6 protein-coding genes are annotated in these 18,687 nt (G+C 64.4%); all 6 read left to right on the top strand.

The features are described 5' to 3' along the window. The first annotated feature begins 224 nt into the window (after positions 1 to 224). The 6 genes from ACI48I_RS22905 to ACI48I_RS22880 all read left to right on the top strand — a co-directional run bounded on the left by ACI48I_RS22905 (position 225) and on the right by ACI48I_RS22880 (position 18,564). Positions 225 to 7,670: a coiled-coil domain-containing protein gene (locus ACI48I_RS22905; protein ID WP_498575537.1), complete on the top strand. Its 7,446-nt coding sequence runs from the start codon at positions 225 to 227 to the stop codon at positions 7,668 to 7,670. Positions 7,671 to 7,706: 36 nt separating this feature from the next. After that, positions 7,707 to 14,846 (top strand): hypothetical protein, encoded by a 7,140-nt coding sequence (locus ACI48I_RS22900; RefSeq protein ID WP_498575536.1) that lies wholly within the window; start codon positions 7,707 to 7,709, stop codon positions 14,844 to 14,846. A gap of 21 nt (positions 14,847 to 14,867) precedes the next feature. Beyond that, complete coding sequence (locus tag ACI48I_RS22895) at positions 14,868 to 15,173, top strand: hypothetical protein (RefSeq protein WP_498575535.1); 306 nt, start codon at positions 14,868 to 14,870, stop codon at positions 15,171 to 15,173. Next, positions 15,139 to 15,534 carry a M35 family metallo-endopeptidase gene (locus ACI48I_RS22890; protein ID WP_498575534.1) on the top strand — a complete coding sequence of 132 codons (396 nt, stop codon included), beginning with the start codon at positions 15,139 to 15,141 and terminating at the stop codon, positions 15,532 to 15,534. The genes ACI48I_RS22895 and ACI48I_RS22890 overlap by 35 nt, the downstream gene beginning before the upstream one ends. A gap of 929 nt (positions 15,535 to 16,463) precedes the next feature. Next, on the top strand, positions 16,464 to 16,727 hold the full coding sequence (locus tag ACI48I_RS22885; RefSeq protein WP_498575533.1) for a hypothetical protein: 264 nt from the start codon (positions 16,464 to 16,466) through the stop codon (positions 16,725 to 16,727). Positions 16,728 to 18,051: 1,324 nt separating this feature from the next. Next, complete coding sequence (locus ACI48I_RS22880) at positions 18,052 to 18,564, top strand: alpha/beta hydrolase (protein ID WP_498575532.1); 513 nt, start codon at positions 18,052 to 18,054, stop codon at positions 18,562 to 18,564. The last annotated feature ends 123 nt before the right edge of the window (positions 18,565 to 18,687 follow it).

The raw sequence follows: 18,687 nt of genomic DNA, 5'->3' as shown, positions 1-18,687 counted from the left end.
GGTGACGACGACCAGGGTCCGCTGTTATACAGCGACCGTCAACATGCCCTCCGCCGCCAGGCCAGCGCACGCCATTCCATCGCTTCTCTCGCCTGCCGGACCGTCTGGCTAGCCGCCTCAACCCGGTGCCTCCGGCCTATGCACGGAGCCGCGCCGGCCATGCACGCATTAGCCGCCCGCTCTGCGCGGGCCGCTGCATCCTCCAACAAGCGAAGGGGAACACCATGGCAAAGTCGCGCATCGCGTTTATCGCCATCTGCATGGAACCGGGGCCGCGGACGCGCGATCCATTCGCGCTCGTGGTTGGGACAACCGAGCCCGACGGCCCGCCGCCGGGCGGGGGGCAAGCGCTCGTTCCGGCTGAAGGCAAGGACTGGCGCTACGCCTTTCTCCGCATGAGTGAGCTGAAGAGTCTGTCGGGGATCGACCTGCACGAACGGGCGCAACAGAACGCCGGCCCGATCCAGGAATTGCTCGGAACAACGAGCAAGCAAAAGAACGGCACGTTGACCGAGGCCGAGCGAAGCGCTCTCGACACCGACATCTTCAGCCCGAGCTTTCTGAATGCGAAGCTCGCTCCCCTGCCGCCTGGGCTGCCACCCGAGGTGACCGTGATCCGGACGGCCCTGGTGGCGCGCAACATCGAGCGCGTCTTCTTCTTTTCGCGTGACGGCGGACAAGACCTGCAAGGGCCGCTCGCTGCCTTTGACACCGCGCGCGTGGTCGAGGCGGAGACGGCGGAGGGCGCGCCGCCTATGCCGCTGCCCTTCAGCGCCGACGCACCGGCACGGCCCGCACTCATTGGCTCGCGGCTGGTGCTGTTCCCCGACCTGTCCGATCCTGCGCGGCCGGGCGCCATCAGCGCCTTGTCGCTGCAGTTGCAGTTCAAAGTCGCCGTCAATGCCCACTGGCTCAAGGACGGGGAAACGGCGCTCGACCGCCACGACACCCGCTTGCTGTTCGAGATGTCGGCCAAGGCGGTCGACAAGACCGGCGGGCCACGCAAGGACATGTGGCATCACTCGGGCGACAACTGGCGCGCGATGCAATTTGACCGCATGGACCTGCGTTGCACCCTAGAGGCGTACAAGTCTGCCGGGGGCACGCGGTCCCCGCGCCTGCGCGTCGAGAAAACCGATATCCTGGAGTTCGCAATCCAGCGCAAGACATTGAAGTACGCTGATCCCGGCCGGGCGGACGCCGCTTTGTACCTCCCCTTGCTGCTCGCCCACGGCACCCCGTCGACGAAGCACATCGACGTCGAGATCACCCGGGTCTTCGGCCTGCGCGCGCTCGCCGCCGAGGCCAAGGAGAACGACAAGAATTCCGTTATCACCCGGATCGGCTGGCGGTTCGAGCTAGACCTGTACTCCGATGAGCTGGTCGAAGGCTTCCTCAAGCATCCGTCGCTCCGCCGAATCTATCCCATGTCCCCCAAAGTCGTGGGCATCATGCGGAACAAGGGACTGCGGCTCGCACAGGAACAGCGGCTCGACGAAATTGACCTGCACCTGGGCGCGCAACGGACCGTCCGCACCCTTGTCACGGCGCGCTTCATCGGCACGAACACGGCCGACGCGCCCGACTTGAACATCACTAAAGCCGTGCTGGGCCATTTGGCGGCGGCGGTCGAACAAGTCCATACGGGTCTGAAGTCGGTCAAGGACGGCGAGCCGCTCAGTCTGCTTCCGAAGCTGTATTCAATCACTCAGTCGGTGCCCTGGCAGCTGGTTGGCACCTTTTTGGACCGCAGTCCCGGCCTGCGTACACTGGGAGTCCGCAAGGACGCACTCGAACTGAGCTTTAGCACACTAGCCCCTTGCGCTGTGTACGACCTGTGGGACACGAGCAATCGTACCATGCTCAAGGGAGCGGTACGCGCGACCATGCCGCGCATGGTCACCGAGGCACGCCGGGTGTTGTGCTATGAGTTCGCGCTGGGCGCATCGGTCGTGGCCGATGGCGCAGAGGACGAGGCGGCGGCGTGCAGTGCCTGGCCTGCCTACCAGAACCCGATGAGCGCGAGCGCCCTAGACGAGATAGGGGACGAACTGCCCTTCGGCACGCGGATCAGCCTGAGGATGACGGAACTGCGGGGTAGCCTTCCGCCGGGGGCGCTCGACGACAACAATCTTGAAAGCCCACAGAAGAACCCACAGCCGGTGCTAGTCCAGGCCTTGCAATTCGGCTTCGCGACGCGCCCCAGCGGAGATACCGGCATTGTTCCGGACTGCCACATCCTGTTTTGGCCTTCCGCCAATGTGCTAGAAAGGGAGCTGCCCATATCGATCGAAGCGCACATGCGCTTGCCGGTCGAACGCGTCGAAGCGGCCGCCGAAGACGACCTGCCGGTTGTAGCACGGCGCCAGCAGCGCGGCCATCAGTCGTGGGCCAGACGCGGCTTGCCCGACGCCGATACGCCCCTACTCCTGCCGCTGCCCGAGCGCGTGGCCGACACGGTGGCGGGCGGCGCCGCCAAGGCCGCTCCCATGGCCAACCTGAGCCTGGCCGCCACCGAGCAGGTCGGCCCTGACCGTTCCCACACGATCGTGCTATCGGTGCGCGCCAGTACCGAGAAAACGGGGGACGACCCAGTCGTTTCGGCCGTAGAGCAATCGGTCGCACGCCGACGCGTCCTGATCATCGAGCCCAGTCCCTTCCGCATAGCGGCGGTCGAGTACGACCCGATCGACGCCTTGGGTACCTACCAAAGCAACGAGGTGGCGGTCTGGAATCAGTCGGGGGAAGGCGGCGAATCCTGGCGCGTGCGCGACGACAAACAGATCGTCGACTTGATCTATCCGCCGCAGGTGCTGGGCGAGGCCATGGAAAAGAACCGCGCCGATCTGCCCGGAGCCGCACGCGATATTCAGCCGGACACGCCCGCGGCGGCACGCTTCGGCACGATGACCATGCTCAAGCTCGATCCGACCTATAACGATACAGCTTTTCGTGAGCCGGGCTGGAACCTGCGACGCATCCTCGGCTATGCCACCCAGCGCTCGCCCGGGTCGCGCGTGCTCGACCTGCGCCTCGAACTACTGTACGGCCTGTTGACCAGGGTGCGCAGCGAAGGCCTCTGGATCACTGAGATCGCCGGTGCCATTGGCGCGCCGCCGCCGCCGCTGCCGGACAAGCCCGGCCCGCGCCCCTTGAGGCGGCACCTGGAACGCATGACGGCCGTGCTGGCAGCGGAACAGCGTCGGCTTGCGGTCGACAAGCTGTGGCGCGACCGTCCAGACGAGGACCTGCGCCTGACCGATGGCCTGAGCCACAGCTTGCGCCTTAGGGCGCCGGGCCAGAATAGCGGACTGGCGACGCCACTGCGCTGGCCGCTGGCCGGCGCCATCCCCAACGACAGCGCTGGTCTGATCGACCCGGAGGTGCTGCGCGCGAGCTTTTCGACTAGCCAGGACGATCGCGACAGCTTCCCCGGCGGCCTGGCCTGGGCCTTCGACAGCGCGAATGTCCTGATGCGCGTCTACGGCCGTCCAGACTCCGGCGGCGGTAGCCTGCGCGGCGCCTACCTGACCGCGCTAGGCGGTTTCGGCACCCAGCGCGCGCTGTTCGACGACCGCAAGTCCATCGTCGAGAGCGAGACCACGCTGGGACGGGTGCAGCGCTACCGCCTGGAGCGCATCGGCCGCATCGCCTGCCTGTGGCACCGCGCCAAGCACGTGATCGTCTACGAGCGCACAGTAGTGCCGTCGAAGCAGTTCTATAACCGGGCGCCGATCGGCATGCGCCAGGACGAACACCTGGGCCGGGCCTTGCTGCGTAAGGTCGAGGAATACGTCGAGATCCTGGCGCCGGTGCGGCGTTACCCGGAAGACGGCAGCTCCATCCACGAAGCTGGGTTTATCGTGGGCGCGGAATTCAAGTCGATCAAGATCCGGGTCGACAGCGCCTGGGGCAGCGACGTTCGCCGCGAGGGCTGGAAGGTGCCGCTCTGGAACACAGCCTTCCTCGGCATCAAGGGCAATGCCGCCAATCCCGACGATCCCGCCTTCATCTACCCGAAGCCGCAGGTCTGCCTCCTGCTCGCGGATGCCGAGGGCAAGCCTCTCCCGCACGAGGTGGCTGATCCAGAAAAACTGTATTTCTACACCTCGGTGGTCGATGGCGAGGGCGAAGACACGGATGCGTGGCAAACCGTGCGCGATGTCGACTTCGGCGACATGCCCTTGCCGCAGGTGGCCCCCGGCCGCACCGACAGCGCCGACCTGCACGATGCCATGCAGCCGCCCGCGCCGCCCGTCGTCCCCGGCTACGAACGCTTTACTTTGACCCTGGTACCGTCGAGGGAACTGGTGGCCTTGACACACGGGCGCATCGCCGGCGGTCCGTTGACCTGCCTGCGCAACGTGACGGTGGCGCGCGCGGCCGCCATGCCCAGTACGGCGAGCGAGCCGGTGCAGCAATTCGGGCGCAACCTGGCGGCCAAGGCGGCCACTGTGCGGGCTGAGCTGGACCGCCACGTAGGGCGCGTCCTCGCCGAGCTCGACAAGCTGGAGGGCGCCGATCTCCAGCAGCGCGCAAACGAGATCATCTGCGAGGCCAGCAAGCGCCTGGGAGTGGACGAACTCAAGAAAATTATCGACGACACCGGAAAGCTCGTGCTCGCCCTGCGTGCGCCGAATCCCGTCTGCGATAACCTCAAGGCGAAGGTGCGGGCTCAGGTCGCGGGCCAGCTGAACCGCCTCGTGATTGTCGCGGGCGACGAGGTTAAATCAGTCTCGCTGGAACTCGACAAGGTCCTGGTCGAAGTAGGCAGCGTCGCCGCCTCTCAGGTCGGCGACGTTGATGCAATGCTCACCCTGGCTTCCAACAGCGTCAACGAGCTCGAGCAGGCGAACGACGCGACCCGCAAGCGGGTGATCGAAGCAGCCGCCGCAGCCACCCAGGAGATCGAGCACACGGTCGAGCGGCTGCGGCAGGCGGCAGCGGGCGAGGTGACGGCGCAGGTCGATGGGCTCAAGAAGCGGATCCGCGCACTACCGGCAGCATTGCGGCGCGAAGTGCAGGCCTGGCGTGCCGATACGCGAGCCAACCTGGGTACAGTCAAGCAGCTCGCCAGTGGCGGCCTGGACAATGCGGACGTCGATCTACCAACGCGGTTCACCGTTACGGAGACCGCCTTCAAAACGTTTCAGGCTGACCTGGCCGGCGCTGGCCCTGTCCTGACGGCCGAGGTGAAAAAAAAGGCCGCGCCGCTTGCCGCCAATCTGGTTGAGTTCCGCACCAAGCTGCAGGCCGAGATGGCCAAGGTCGACAAGGGCCGCCTGCCAGCCGAAGCCAGGCGTTTACTACAGGCCGCCGACAACGCGGCGGCCGCCATGCTGCGCGCCATACGCGCGCTCGAACTGGGCGCGGAGCTCACCCCCCTGGACGCCCTGAGAGCGGGGTTTGATACGGCCATGCAGGCGTTCAGTGCACTGGGCGTCACAATAACAGAGCGCTTCACGTCCGCCGCGCGAGCGATAGACGCGCTCGGTTACAAGCTTGAGGACTTGCTCGACCAGGCCTTTGCGGCCGTCGACGCGCCGGACGGCCTCGTGGCGCGGCTGAAAAACAAAGTCGAGGAATGGGACGGGGCCTTGAGCAAGGCACAGGCCAGCGTCCTGCACGCACTTGCCACCCTGGATGCCCTTGATGCCCCTATCAAGAAGCTGCGGGCCGAGCTGAAGAAGGCTGCGCCCGATAAGCCGATATCCGAGACGCTAAAGGATGCGGCCAAAGCCGTGAGAGACGGGCTGGACACCAGCCGCACGGAGCTGCGCAAGGGCCTTGGCGAGCTCGACAAACTAGTCGGCGAAGGGCGCGACACCTTGCGTGAACAGACCGCGCTCATCCTTTCCCGGCTCGACACCTCTGCTCGCACCCTAGCGCAGGCGATCGAAACGCCACTTGCCGCGGTACTCGAGATCCTGTCGCGCAGCTGCGCCGAGCTCGACGGCTTGGCGAACAAGCTGATCGAGGCCGGTCAAGGAGCCGGTGAGAAACTCAACGAATGGCTGCACAACAGTCTCGACCTGGACGGATACCAGAAGAAATTCCAGGAAACGGTCAACGACGCGATCGCTGGCGGCGCCGCCACCATCAACGAGATCAAGGCCGCGGCGGCCCGTGCGGCTGCCGAAGTCACCGAGACGGCGGAGGCAAGCGCGCGCCAGCTTGCGGGCTCCCTGCAAGAGTCGCTGCGCGACATTGCGGGCGGCGCCGACCTGGAAGAGCTCGCCCGTCGCGCCGACGGGATTTACCAGAAGGGCGACAAGACCCTACGCGCGCTGACGGCACTGGGCGATCCGCCCAGGACCAGCGAGGGCATCGATTACAACCGGACCGACGTGCGCTTCGTGATGGCGGCAACCAAAAAGCTTGGCATCGACATGACCCCGACTCTCGCCTTGGTCAACCGCACCGCCGACCAGATAGCGGCGGTGGAAAATGCCGGTCGCGCGGTCGGCGAACTGCTCGGCAGTTTCGGGGTTCGGATGCCTTGTAGCAGCATCGCCGAGTCGCTGGTTCCCGACAGCCTCAAAGGCCTGTCCCTGTCGAGCTTCTTCCCCGATATCGCCGGCATCGACATGAAGGGCCTGCTCAAGGACGTCGGCTTCCCAGACCTCGACGACATGAAGGCGGTCAAGCTGCGCCACCGCGTCGATGAGGCGAGTATGCGCGTCTACATGGACGCAGAGATCGACGTACCGTTCACCAAGGCAGTGCCGCTGATGCGCTTCGGTCCTGTCGAGATCGTGATCGACACGGCCCGCTTCACCGCCGCCGCCCACATGGAAGCGGGCCTGGATGGCAGCAAGAACGCTATGAACGGCAAAATCTTCGGTGACTGGCGCATCGTCAGCGGCGGCCAGACCATCCTGACCTTCCGTCAGACTGGCTTGTATTTCGATGACAGCGGCAAGATCGATTTCCGAATCCAGCCCGAACGCATCGAACTGGCCGAGGCACTCAAGTTTATTACCGACCTGATGGGCGCCACGGGCCAGAAGGGCGGGCTGCGCATCGAGCCCTTCGTGCGCGGCGGTATCCCGTCCGGCGTTGCGGCCTCCCTCGACATGGTGCTGCCGCCGATCCAGACCGGCGCCTTCGGGATCAGTGACCTGTCTCTGCACGTGATGTTCGGGCTGGCCGCCCTGCCGACGTTCGAGATCGTGTCCGAGATGGCGATCGGCATGCGCACCGCCCCCTTCACGCTCAACGTCTGGATCCTCAATGGCGGCGGCTACATGCTGCAGCGCCTGTCCTACCTCCCCTCGGCCAAGCCACAACCCCTGATGACTTATACGCTCGAGATCGGCATCGTCGTCGGGCTCGGTATCGGCTTCTCCTTCGGTGTGGTGTCCGGCGGTGTCTGGGTGCAAGTCGGCTGCTCGGTCGCCTTCACCTGGGCCAACCAGGGCAGCACGACCTTGATGCGGGTCTTCCTGCTGGTGCGCGGCAACGTCGACGTGTGCGGCCTCATCACCGCATCGATCACTCTCCTGTTCGAGGTGAGTTACGACGGTGCACGGATCGTCGGCGCCGGCACCCTGACCGTACGCGCCAAGATCAGCATGTTCTACACGCTCGAAGTGGACCAGTTTGTGGAATACGTGTTCGCCGGCGAAAAACAGAAAAAGGAGGAAGACTATGCGGCGGCTTACTGCTGACATCGCGGCCCCACTCACCCGAACCCGGAGCGCAGAATGACACTGACAATCAAGGTGCAGGTGGACCGCCTGCCGGACATCGAACTGGCCACGAAGACGCGCCGCCAGCTCGGCCTACGCGTGAGCGCTGTGATCGAGCCCGATCCCGGCCAGCCGACGCAGGAAACCGACAGCGATTTGATCCTGCCCTGGCGCTGGCGTGTCGATCCCGCTGCCGTGAGCGGCAGTTGGGACATCCACGACAAGGCCAACTGGACTATCTGGAAGTGCGACGCAGCCGGCGTCCTGACCCGGCTAGCAGCGACTGACTTCGATATGGCGGTCGTGCCCCCCGTCGATTTCGATCCCCCGTCCGGTCCTGGCCTTCGCGGCCCTTTCGGCGAACGCATGGCACGCGAGGTGGCCACCATCCTGAACGAAGTGGGCGTGGCGGCGCTGCAGGCGCCGGTGCAGGGCGGCCGCATCAGCGGCCGTACCGTATACGGACTCGTCGAGAGCCTGAGCGCGCTGCCCCACCCGGTACCGGCGGCCATGCAGGTATGGACGGCGCTGACCCTGGCCGAGGCGGTCGACGTGGATGAGCATACCCGCTTCCTCGCGCTGCCCGCTTTCGCCGGCAGCAATGGCGCTGCTTACCGGTTTGATGCCAGCGCGCTGCCAGCTGGCCCGGACCCCGACGGCGCTTACGCCCTCGACTATCTGGCGGCTGCGCCGCTACGCAACGCACAGGCCGAAATCCACCCCAGCCTGCCCATGTCGGTGCTGGCGATCGCCGACGCTGACAGCGAGCGCCTGATCGACCTATCGACCTTGCTGATACGCCCTGGCGCTTCGCCCTTCGAGGGCAGCGACTGGAATTCGGCGCTGGCGGCGCGGATCGCGGAAACCATCGATCCTTCAGCGCGGGTCATGGCGGTGCTGGACGATGTGATCCGCGCAGCCGCGCAGGACAGGCCGGACGCGACCCGTGCCGCGCTCGAACTAGACCTGCGCCCGCCAAAGCCAGAGCGCGATGACGAGAAAAAAGACCAGGGCAAGGACCGCCTGCGCCGCCTGCTGCTAAGACTTCACACCCGGGTCGCCGCTGCACGCGCGCGCAGCGCGCCGACCGGTCCGGCGCCCGCCCTGGCTTTCCTCGAAGGACTGGCGCTCAGCAACAGCGCTCTGTGGTCCGCCGCCGTGCCCATGATGCTTGCCCACGCCAATGCCGAGGATGACGCCGTCCTGCCAACGCCGCCCGAACATGCACTCGCTGGCCGTGCCCGCCTGGCGCTGCTGGGCGGCGTCGAGTTGCCGCGCCAGGATGCGCTGGATGATCCTGCGACGCTCCCGCTCGTCGATGGGGAGCAAGCCTTCCGCGATTGGCTGCTGGGCCATTGGACCGCCATGCCGGGCGTACTCAGGTCAAGCGAAAAAAGCCCAGGCGTACACGCCAGCCTATTTGCTGGCACCCACACCCGGCTGGTCAGGCAGGGCGACAAGACCGCGGCCCAGACCGAGCGCACCGGGGTGCTGAACCTGATGCAGCTCGACTGGGGTAAGGCGCTGGAGCTACCCTTCTCCCTCAGTGTGCCGGAACCGACCATGGTTTTGCCCGAGCGCCTGGAATTTAGGCTGGCGCATCCGGCCGCCATCGGATCGGTCGCGCCCACCTTCACGCTCCGCGTGAAACCGATGATCCTCGATCTGAACGGCACGCAGGTGCAGATCGGCCCGGAGTTGCCCAATTGCGTACTCAGCATGCGCATCCTGGTCAGCGCCGACAGGACCCAGGCCAAGAAGTACACACTTGGTTTCAGCTTTTTCTACATCAAGCAGCAGGAGCGGCAGGACTTGACGGACACGCTGGACATCACCGAGATCGCACGCAGCGGCCGCCTCTGCCTCGAAGTGGCGCAAGTCCTGGGCGGCGGTGTACCGCTTCAGCTCGCAGTCGCGCTGAAGGAATCCGAGCGCGAACGCTTGCGCGCCGCTGCCGGGGCGGTCGCGCAGGGACAGGCCATGCGCAGCGCCCTGGCGCTCGCCTACGGCGGTCCCGCCGTCGCTGCACTGATGAACGGGCGGGCGCCGCTGGTGAACGCGCTCATGAACGAACAGGAGAAGGTGGCTGCGGCCACGCCGGCAGGCGAGCGCCTGGCCGCCGCCCTTATCCGTTACGTCGAGCACGCCGAGGACTTCACGCTGCCGTTCAAGGAAACCATCGACGAGATCGATGCGCGTATCAATTCGGGCGAACCGAGCACGGCGCAGCTAAGCGCCTTGCACGCACTGAAGGATTTGATCGCGCAGCTGCAAACGGCGGCCAGGAATGACGTGGCCCGCCTCGCGCGCCAGCTGGTGCCGAACACAGCCGACCGTGACGCCCAGCGGATCACCCAGGATGCCCTGCCGCTCAGCTTCGCGATCGACCAGCTGCAGGATTTCGACGACTCGGTGGACTTGTGGTCGCGGCTGGCCGGTCTGGGCGTGCTGATCGGCCGCCACGGCAAGGACAGCCGGGGCAATGCCGAGACGACGTGGTGGAGCCTGAACGTGGCCACCCTGCACATATCGCAGCCGAGCCCGAACAATGCCCGTGCTGCCCTCGGCGAGCCTAATGCGGTCGCGGTCCACTCCGGCCGGCCCGACTGGTGGAAGCGGGCCCAGGTCGACCCGGTACCCCTAGTCGTAACCGAAGTTCAAGGGGTGCGCAACGCCGTGATCCGCTATGAGAGCCAGTCCATCGTCGCCGAAACCGAAATGCGCCCGCAGATGGACCCGCAAGGACAGGCGCGGCTGGTGGCGCGCCGGCCCGAAGCCTACCTGTTCCCTGTCAAGAAAAAGGGCTTCCCCAAGCTGCCGCCGCTGACCTTCGGCCGCCATTACGAGATCCTTCCCTATCTGATCGCTCACGGCGGTGTGCTGCCGCCACTATTGCGCTCCCGCGTCGAGGATCCCTGCAGTTGGTTCACGGAACCGCAGCGTGCCGACAAACATGGCGGCTTCTCGATCAACGAAGACAAGTTGAAGGACGTCCTGCGCAGCAAACAATATCTGCGCAGCGTGCCGGTCGGTGCCCCACGACTAATGTCGCCTCTGCCGGGACTGATCGATGGCGTGGCGCCGCTGGCCGCCGAACTGCCGGTGACGCCGACCCCGATCACCCTGCGCCAGGGCCGTCCTGCCGCCTTTTTCCTGGACAAGGAGCAGACCGGCGGTCTACTCGGCTTCCCGCACGGGATAAAAAATCCGACCGAGGCCGGCGTCCATCTCATCGTCGGCGGCATCAATCCTGCCGCGGGTGGCAGCCTCGCGCTGCGGGTACGCAAGCGCAATCCGGAGGCCGACTTGGCTGTACTCAACCTGTCCGTCCCATTCGACGAGCTTGCGGCGGCACGCGATCCGCTGACCGACAGCGCCGAGCTGGCGCTACGCGTCGAGGTCATCGGCAAGGAGGTGCGGGTGCACGCCCTCGTCAGCCGTTTGGACGCATGTGCCGAGGACCAGCCAAACGAAGTCGAGCTGGCAAGCGTGTTCGATGCCGCTGAAGCTGTTGACACCTGGACCGACTGCGCCATCGAACTGGAGTCGGAGCTCGCCGATGTTGATATCTCGCCGCCCTCCGTTCAGTGGGGAATCAAGCCCGAAAACGGCAGCTTTACCCTGTACGGCGATCGCGGCGTGTATCCGGCGGAACTGGTCGCCCGCACCCGCACCATCACGATCTTGGACGGCATCGGCGCGGGGCGGGGCCGGGTCTGGCCCGACAGCGCCACCTTCGAGCTGGCGCGTCCGACCACTCCACTGGCCACCTACGACCGCTGGGTCAACGGCCCGATCGGCGACTATGGCATTGGCGATCAGGTCACGATTGCCGCGGCGCTCAGTCACGCCGCGCGGGTCGTGAGCGACGCCGGCGCCGGCGACAGGGACCGCACGCTGGCCGATCCGGCGGTCGCAGCACTTGTCTATGAGCTGGTGCAGCTGTTCCCGACGCGCGAGGTCGTCAAAGCGCTCAGCCTGGCCGGTCCAATACTGCGGACCGAGGGTGAACTGCTCGGCACCCCTGGCGGCAGCGGAGGCAAGGAGACGCGGCATACCTCGCTGAAGGTGGCGGTAGCGGATGCCCTAGGCGCCAAAGACGCCAACCTGCGCCTGGCGCCCGGGCACGTATACGAATTGCGCCTGTATGGCGCCGTGCCGGAGAGCCAGCCGGTGTTCGCCCCGCAGGATGTCGGCAGCATCGAGCGCTTCTCACCGGCCGTTGCGGCTGGCTGGCGCGACCTCACGTTGGAGGGCAAGCGTTATCACCTCGGCGCGCCGCTGGTGCTCACGCTGGAAGTTGCCAGTGAACTGATGCCGGAGCTGTATCCGAGGCCGACTTCCTACCTAGAACATCTGCCCTTTTACGTTTCGCTGCGCCGCCCGCCCATGGTTGCACGCGACACGGCGGCACTACGCCTGCTGCCCGGCCGGATTCCGGGGCCGCAAGGGGGAGGCCATGTCGCCCGCTACCAAGCCCTGCGCATGATTAACCGAATCGCCGTGCTCGAGCAACGCTGGAGCTGGCGCGGCCGTCCGCATCCGGAGCTGGGTTCTGGCACAGTAAAACGCTTCGGCGACCAGCGCGGGATCGACGAGCACGCTGTCGCGTTCGTCGACGCGGCCTTCCTGGGACGGCGCACCGATGACATCGGACCAATCACCGAGATTCGGATCCAACGCAGCCATGTCTACGCCGGCCTTCTACAATTCCCGCGCGGCGGCACTGCGGACCGGCGGCCAGACCCCACGCTGGACCCGGTCGTCCTGGACCTCGACCTCGATTACCGCGGCGGCGCCAACCTGTGGCGTTTCGCCATCCGCGCGAGGAGCCGCTATGCAGCCATGCGGCCCGGGGCGCAACTCATGCAGCGCTTCTCGCATACCTCGCGCGAGAACGATCAAGTACGCTGGATGCCCCTGGTCGTGCCGGAGGTGCCGCATCCGCAGTTGGGCATCCGTAAGCCCAGGCGCCCGGCCCTGATGCTCGTGATTCCACTCACCGAGGCGCTCGATGTCGACGGTTCAGTGCCGCCTTTGCTGGCCCTGTTCAACGAGCCGATGTTCCCGCTGTTCCATGCGGGTGACGGGATCGAAGCTGTGATCGAGGTGGCGCGCCATCCGTTTCCTGCGATTGAGCGGATTCCCGATGACGCCGTCGCCCGCCAGGCTTTGCAGGACGCGTGGGCCGCGGTGGACACGGCGCGCACTGCGCTAGAGGAGGCGATGGCGCGGCTAGCGCGCCTGCAGCGTGTCGACGCCGCGCCTGGCGCTGGCGCGATCGATGCCGCCAAACAGCAGCTGGCGCAGGCTCGAACCGCGTACGAAGGTGCCGCCACGGCCTATGCACACTACCTCGAGACGGTCGGCGTAAGCGGCTACACGGAGCAGCTCAAAGCCCTGCAGAAGCAGGTCAACACGTCCCTGACCGCTTGCCGCGACGCGCTGGCGGAGGCGGAGGCGGAGGCGAACAAGAGGGACGCCGAGATCACCTATCTTACCAACGAGATCAAGCGCCTTGAATATCGCTTGCGCTCACTGCAACAGGAAATCGACGACGTCGACAAGCTGCCGACCGACTGGAGCGCAGACGCGAGCAAGACCGGCAATCCGTTGGCCAAATACTGGCCCGAATACGCGTTCGACCCGCTGCGCACCGGGGCCGGCGCCGCCGGCAAGCCGCTTGCCTTGCGCTGCGACGGACCGGTCGGTTACACCTTCGACCTGGGCACCGAGGCGGGCCGCTTTGACCATGCCGGACTGCTGCTGTCGCCGGTGGCCGACAGCGTGCTGCCCTGGTCGATGGTAAAACTGCGCTTCCGACGCCTGGAAACACCCGAGCTGCTAGCGGACGCGTCAGGGCTGCCGCTGACCTTGATAGATACGCTCGTCCTCGATCCAGCCAAGGCGCTGCGCTATGTGCTGGCCTCCCCCACTGCGCCGGCGCCGGTGACGGCGGCAGTTGCCGAAGAACCGGATCCGCCAAAGGAATTCCCGACCGCTTACGAAGGCCTGGTAGTCGACTTTCCCCTCCTGCACGTACTGGATGAGGCAAGCGTGCCAGCCACTGCCAAGAGTGCCGGCCGCAGCATCGCCGTCTCCTTTGAAGCGCCGGGCGCCCCGGAAGCCCACCGTGTCGAGGTCGTGGTCGCCATCGACAGGCGCGACCCCGACGCGCCCCGACTGGTGGTGGCCGCCTCCACCCAGCTCGGCCTCGCAAGCCCATGGTCGGTTGGCCTCGAGTCGGGCTCGCAGGTCGAGCTGCGCTTGGTGATCTCGGAGCAGGCCGTTCCGATCCCGCAGCCGGGTCGGAAGGCCCTTCCACCCATGGGGGACGTCTCGGTTAGGGTGCGCATCACGCCGCCCCCCAATACGGCCCGTCCCGACGGTGCCCACGTACACGCCTGGCTGTCGGTCATCTGCGTCCCGCTGACGGCCGGCGCGGCGCGCAAGGAAGGCGAGAAGCCGCTCATTTACCTGTACGGCAGCGACGCCATGAAGGTGGTGGTGCGGCCGATCCGCCTATCGGAATTTACCCCGGGGGTGTGGTCGCAGTTCGCCGCCGTGATGTCACGCGTGACGGTTACGGCGATCGTGAAGAAAAAGGCGGGCGCCGAACGCGAGCTGTCGCAGGCCGTGCCGGTAACGCAGCTGAGCGCCAAAGGCAGCGAGGATGGCACGAGCATGTTCCTCGGCTTGCAAGGCCTGGCGCAGGGTGAAGAAGTCACCAGTATCGCCTTGTCGGCCGAAGGCGCGCCGGACCTGGAGGCGCAAGTGGAAGAGCGCCTATACGCCGTGGTGACGCGCTACGTCTACGATGCATTCGACCTCATGCGCGAGCGGCCCGTGCGCGTCCACCCCCTGCCGGTTCTCCACCCTGGCGGCGACACCGCCCTGCCGGAGGCTGTGTGGCCGCTACATCCGCTCGAGGCCGACCCATACGGCAAAGGAAGCGGGAGGGTCCGGATCATACGGGTATTGCGCGGCAAGACGCGCGACGCCCATGGCTTTGAAAAGACGGCGCGGGAATTCCCGAAGGATTTCTTCCTCGACGAGATCGACAATGACAGCGAGTCGGCCGCTTTCCCGAACGACGGCGCCGGACAGGTACTGGGTATCTCGCAGCCCTTCGAGTGGACAGCCCATCAACCCTAAAATAACGACAAGGAGAGAACCATGAACAGAACCAAACCCATACGCGGCAGCGCCACGTCGAGCGTTGTTGCCGGCCTCGTCTTTGGGAGCGTCGTCGGCCCCGCATTTGCCGACGTGAACGAACACAAGGTGCCCTGCACCGCCACCCAGGCCGCGACGATCAAGACGGCCCTGGCCGAGGCAAAAAAATCCCTGGTCGCCGCGTCGAAGAGTTTCGTGTCGAACCAGCCGGTGGCCAAGCAGAGCAAATGGTTCGGCGCCCTCGACAGCTCTGGCGCGGACTATCAAGAAAGTGTACGACCGGGCACTGAGCGCTGCGATCTTTAGTGCCTACTGGTGTCCTGTACGGAACGACCTGGCGTTCAAGTGGGAAATCAGCGACGTCGCTGCCGTGCACCCCTCGGTGCCCGGGGCGATGTTCCTGACACCCGACTTCTTTAAGATGCCAACGACAGGGACCGACTCCCAGCAGGGCACCATCATTCACGAGCTAACCCATATCGTCGGGATCGGGCTTCACCCTGAACACTACGGCGTGGACAAGGCCAAAGCGCTGGCGGCCAAGGACCGAATGACAGCGCGAAAAACTCGAATAACTACCAGTATTACGTCGAGGACATTATTTACGGAATCCCGTAAGCAAGGACCGGCATCTGGGCCGGTGCTTGTCGTTCAGCCGGCGTACTGAGGCCTGCGCGCCGGATACAGGCCACGGCTACAGAAAACACCCGTGACTCAGGCCGACGCCTTTGCTACTCGAAGAAGAACCGCAAAGCACACAACGATAGGCTACTGAGCACTGCGGAGTTGCAGTCGCGTCCATTTCGCGGTCGGCATGCCAGGAAGTAGTCAGCTTTTGGAAAAGACTGGCATACGGCCGGTCGAATGACACGCCGAACGACGTGTCACACCATGTTCTGCTCTTGCTTGCTGCCCCTCGATCGAGTTTAGGTCGCCACCGGTGCAGCGCCAGCGTCTGCGACGAGTTGCCATTGCTACGAAAGATCGACCGACCCGACGTTGACGTAAAATGCGGGGGACATCTTACTTCGTGATATCACACACGCGGACACGTGTTTTCACACACGCATTGGATGTTGTGGACGTCGTACGACAGCGGTCTTTGGTCGGCTAACCGCGTCGTGCCGGAAAAAGCAGTAAAAAAATACGCGTTTTGACGTAAAAATTGCTGTTCTGACTTGGAAAAGACGCCCAGGTATGTCCTAACGGGTGCATTTCCATAGTGACGCAGACAGGTGTTTTTACACACGCACTTCGTGATATCACACACGTGGCGGTACGTTTACAGGTCAAGATTTAGCTGGACCGTCCTGTTGTACAGCGTCTTTAAGGGACAATCGCACCCTTCTTAAATAGCTCTGCGCCGCTACCAGTTACGAACTTGGCCGCGTACGCCGACGCCCTGTCGGCTCAACGGCGGCGCGCTCGAGTTAGTTGTCGCAGACAGACGTGCTAGGATAGGACGCTCCAATAAGATGTACACGTGGCCACTGTCGTCATCCCAGGTAGCGCAACATGCTGGTGCCACTTACCAGCACCCTGCCCGAAACGCGCGATTCGTCCTAAGGGGTGAGACAAATTCTTTGAAAAACTTAAATGTTCACTAAACTGTTGCAATCCGAATTGCAAACAATGGATCGTTCCGGCTTACTCGAGTACATCGCCGTCCTTGCTGCCGAGCCGACCGCCCAAGAGCTATTGCGCGCTTTCGAAGAAGCCTTTCCTAGCGAGACAGAATGTCATATAAAACTCCGCGCGCTCGTCACCGAAGAGGTGATAAAGCGAGGAGTCGACCCGGGCATTGATCACGACGGAGAGACGCCTGCTGGCTCCCGCCGCGGTGCTCCTGAACCGCTTTAACTAAGCACGCTTGAAAGCTTTGTTGGTGAAAACAGACTGTGTTTGCACGAATGAGTCAGGTGAGTGTGGGAGTGCCGCTGGGTCAGTCCAACAAGTCCGGCATCGGCTGTGCGCAACGCTCGGCCGCAGCACCGTTTGTGAGCAGCGATGCTACGCACCACATACTGTTGCCGACGTCGAAGCGCCAGTACTCAACTTTTTCACGTTTGCCGCTGGACTCCGCTGAGCCGTGCGCAGCTTGTAGGTAGCGCGTGCAGCACGTGTCACTCCCACAGCTCGTCCAAGTCGAGCAGCACGTCATGGGGTGCGCTGTGCTTCTTGCGTTGGCCTGCCAGTCCTTGACGTGTGGCGATCTGGCGCGAAAGCTCGGCGAAAGGCCAAAACCAGCCGTGAACGGCGTCCGCAGGATCTGCGCCAGTTCTATTTTACTTGGCATCCGGCGATTGGCGCCCGCTACTGCGACCAGATGCAGAGCAGCTCACTGACGCAGTTCGGCAGCCACTGATGGTTGGGCTTTTGAAGCACGGGTACGCTTTCGTGTCCTCTAACGGACCCACGTTGGCGCGAGCGACCTGGTCAGCGTTGTTTTAGCTGATCGGCGATAATTTTCTCAGACCTTATCCCGATGGCGATTTCGATGGCCATCGTTGCTTCAAGGTGCTGACCCGTCGCCAAATACTGGAAGATCGCATCGATTACCGCCCTGGATTCGTCCGTTCTACCTAGCTTCGCCAAGGCGCCCTGCCTGCCCGAGCGACAATGCCGCCGTCATAAGCGCGCAAGCTGCCGTCACGGAACTGCATTGCATCTTGTCCCTTGTGTGGCCTCTCGCGCGCAATGCCCGACAGCAGTAATGCACAGCATTAGCAACGCAGCAGTTACCATCACCTTGATAGGTTGCGCACGCTATGAGCGGCCGCATTGCGCGAACATTGGCCGCCAAACTGTTAGGTTTGACAGTCTCGTGTCACCACGCAGCACGCGCAATATTCCTGCTAACAGTGAGAAATACATCAGCGCTGACCTATTGTCCACCATTAGCCTGCGTGTCGCGGAAAATGGCCATTACCGCTGTCTTGCGACGCCGCTTGTCGCTTGGACCGCTAGACTGGACGCCTATTTCCAATGGCGCAATCCCGTTATGGAAATCGAGGCACGAACTCCTGGTAGTTACGGCCCGGTGGCTGCATCGACACCGCTATCGGGTAGGCGGGGCATGGAGATTCCCGCCATCACGCCGGCGGCTACGCTACTCACTACTGACGCCACCGGCAAGCGAACCTGCTGTCCTCGACCGATCTCGGGCAGCTAAATGGAGAACGATATGACACAAGGATTGGTACATTTCGTGCACGGGAAGGAAAGCGGCCCCAACGGCAGCAAAATCTCCGCCTTGGCCCAGGTAGCGCGGCAGCACGGCTGGGAGGTCGCCAGTCTCGACTACACGCATACAACCGATCCAGGGCTCCGGCTAGCTCAGTTGAGAGAGGCCTGCCGTGGTGTAGACCAGCCACTACTGCTGGTGGGCTCGAGCATGGGTGGCTGGGTTGCGGCGGAAGCATCGACATGGGTCGATGCTGCCGGTGTCTTTCTGCTCGCCCCCGCTGTGTACATGCCCGACTATCCGACCCAAGCTCCTGCGATCCTCGCCACGCATGCCGAGATTGTGCATGGCTGGGAGGACGAGATCATCCCTTGCGAGAACGCGATCCGTTTCGCGAGGCTGCGCGGCTGTAGTTTGCACCTAGTACCCGGCGACCACCGGCTCAACAGCCGTATCCCCTTGCTCTGCGAGCTGTTTAGCGCCTTTCTAACACGCTGTACCGGGTCTGTCTGAGGCCTGCGCGTTCAGAACAGTAGGCCGACAGGAATGCCTTTCGATCAGTGAACTGATCAAACCTCCCAGCGGCGGTATTGTTCCAGTCGCTGTAGACCGGCATTCAGTTCATTGTTGGCTTTC

This window comes from Massilia sp. LXY-5, from assembly GCF_059801075.1.
Note: the sequence above shows the minus strand (reverse complement) of the source record. Positions and strands in the feature narration are given on the sequence as shown.

Coding starts and splice junctions, on each gene's coding strand:
- ACI48I_RS22905 (WP_498575537.1), top strand. CDS start 225: ATGGCAAAGTCGCGCATCGCGTTTATCGCCATCTGCATGGAACCGGGG.
- ACI48I_RS22900 (WP_498575536.1), top strand. CDS start 7,707: ATGACACTGACAATCAAGGTGCAGGTGGACCGCCTGCCGGACATCGAA.
- ACI48I_RS22895 (WP_498575535.1), top strand. CDS start 14,868: ATGAACAGAACCAAACCCATACGCGGCAGCGCCACGTCGAGCGTTGTT.
- ACI48I_RS22885 (WP_498575533.1), top strand. CDS start 16,464: ATGTTCACTAAACTGTTGCAATCCGAATTGCAAACAATGGATCGTTCC.
- ACI48I_RS22880 (WP_498575532.1), top strand. CDS start 18,052: ATGACACAAGGATTGGTACATTTCGTGCACGGGAAGGAAAGCGGCCCC.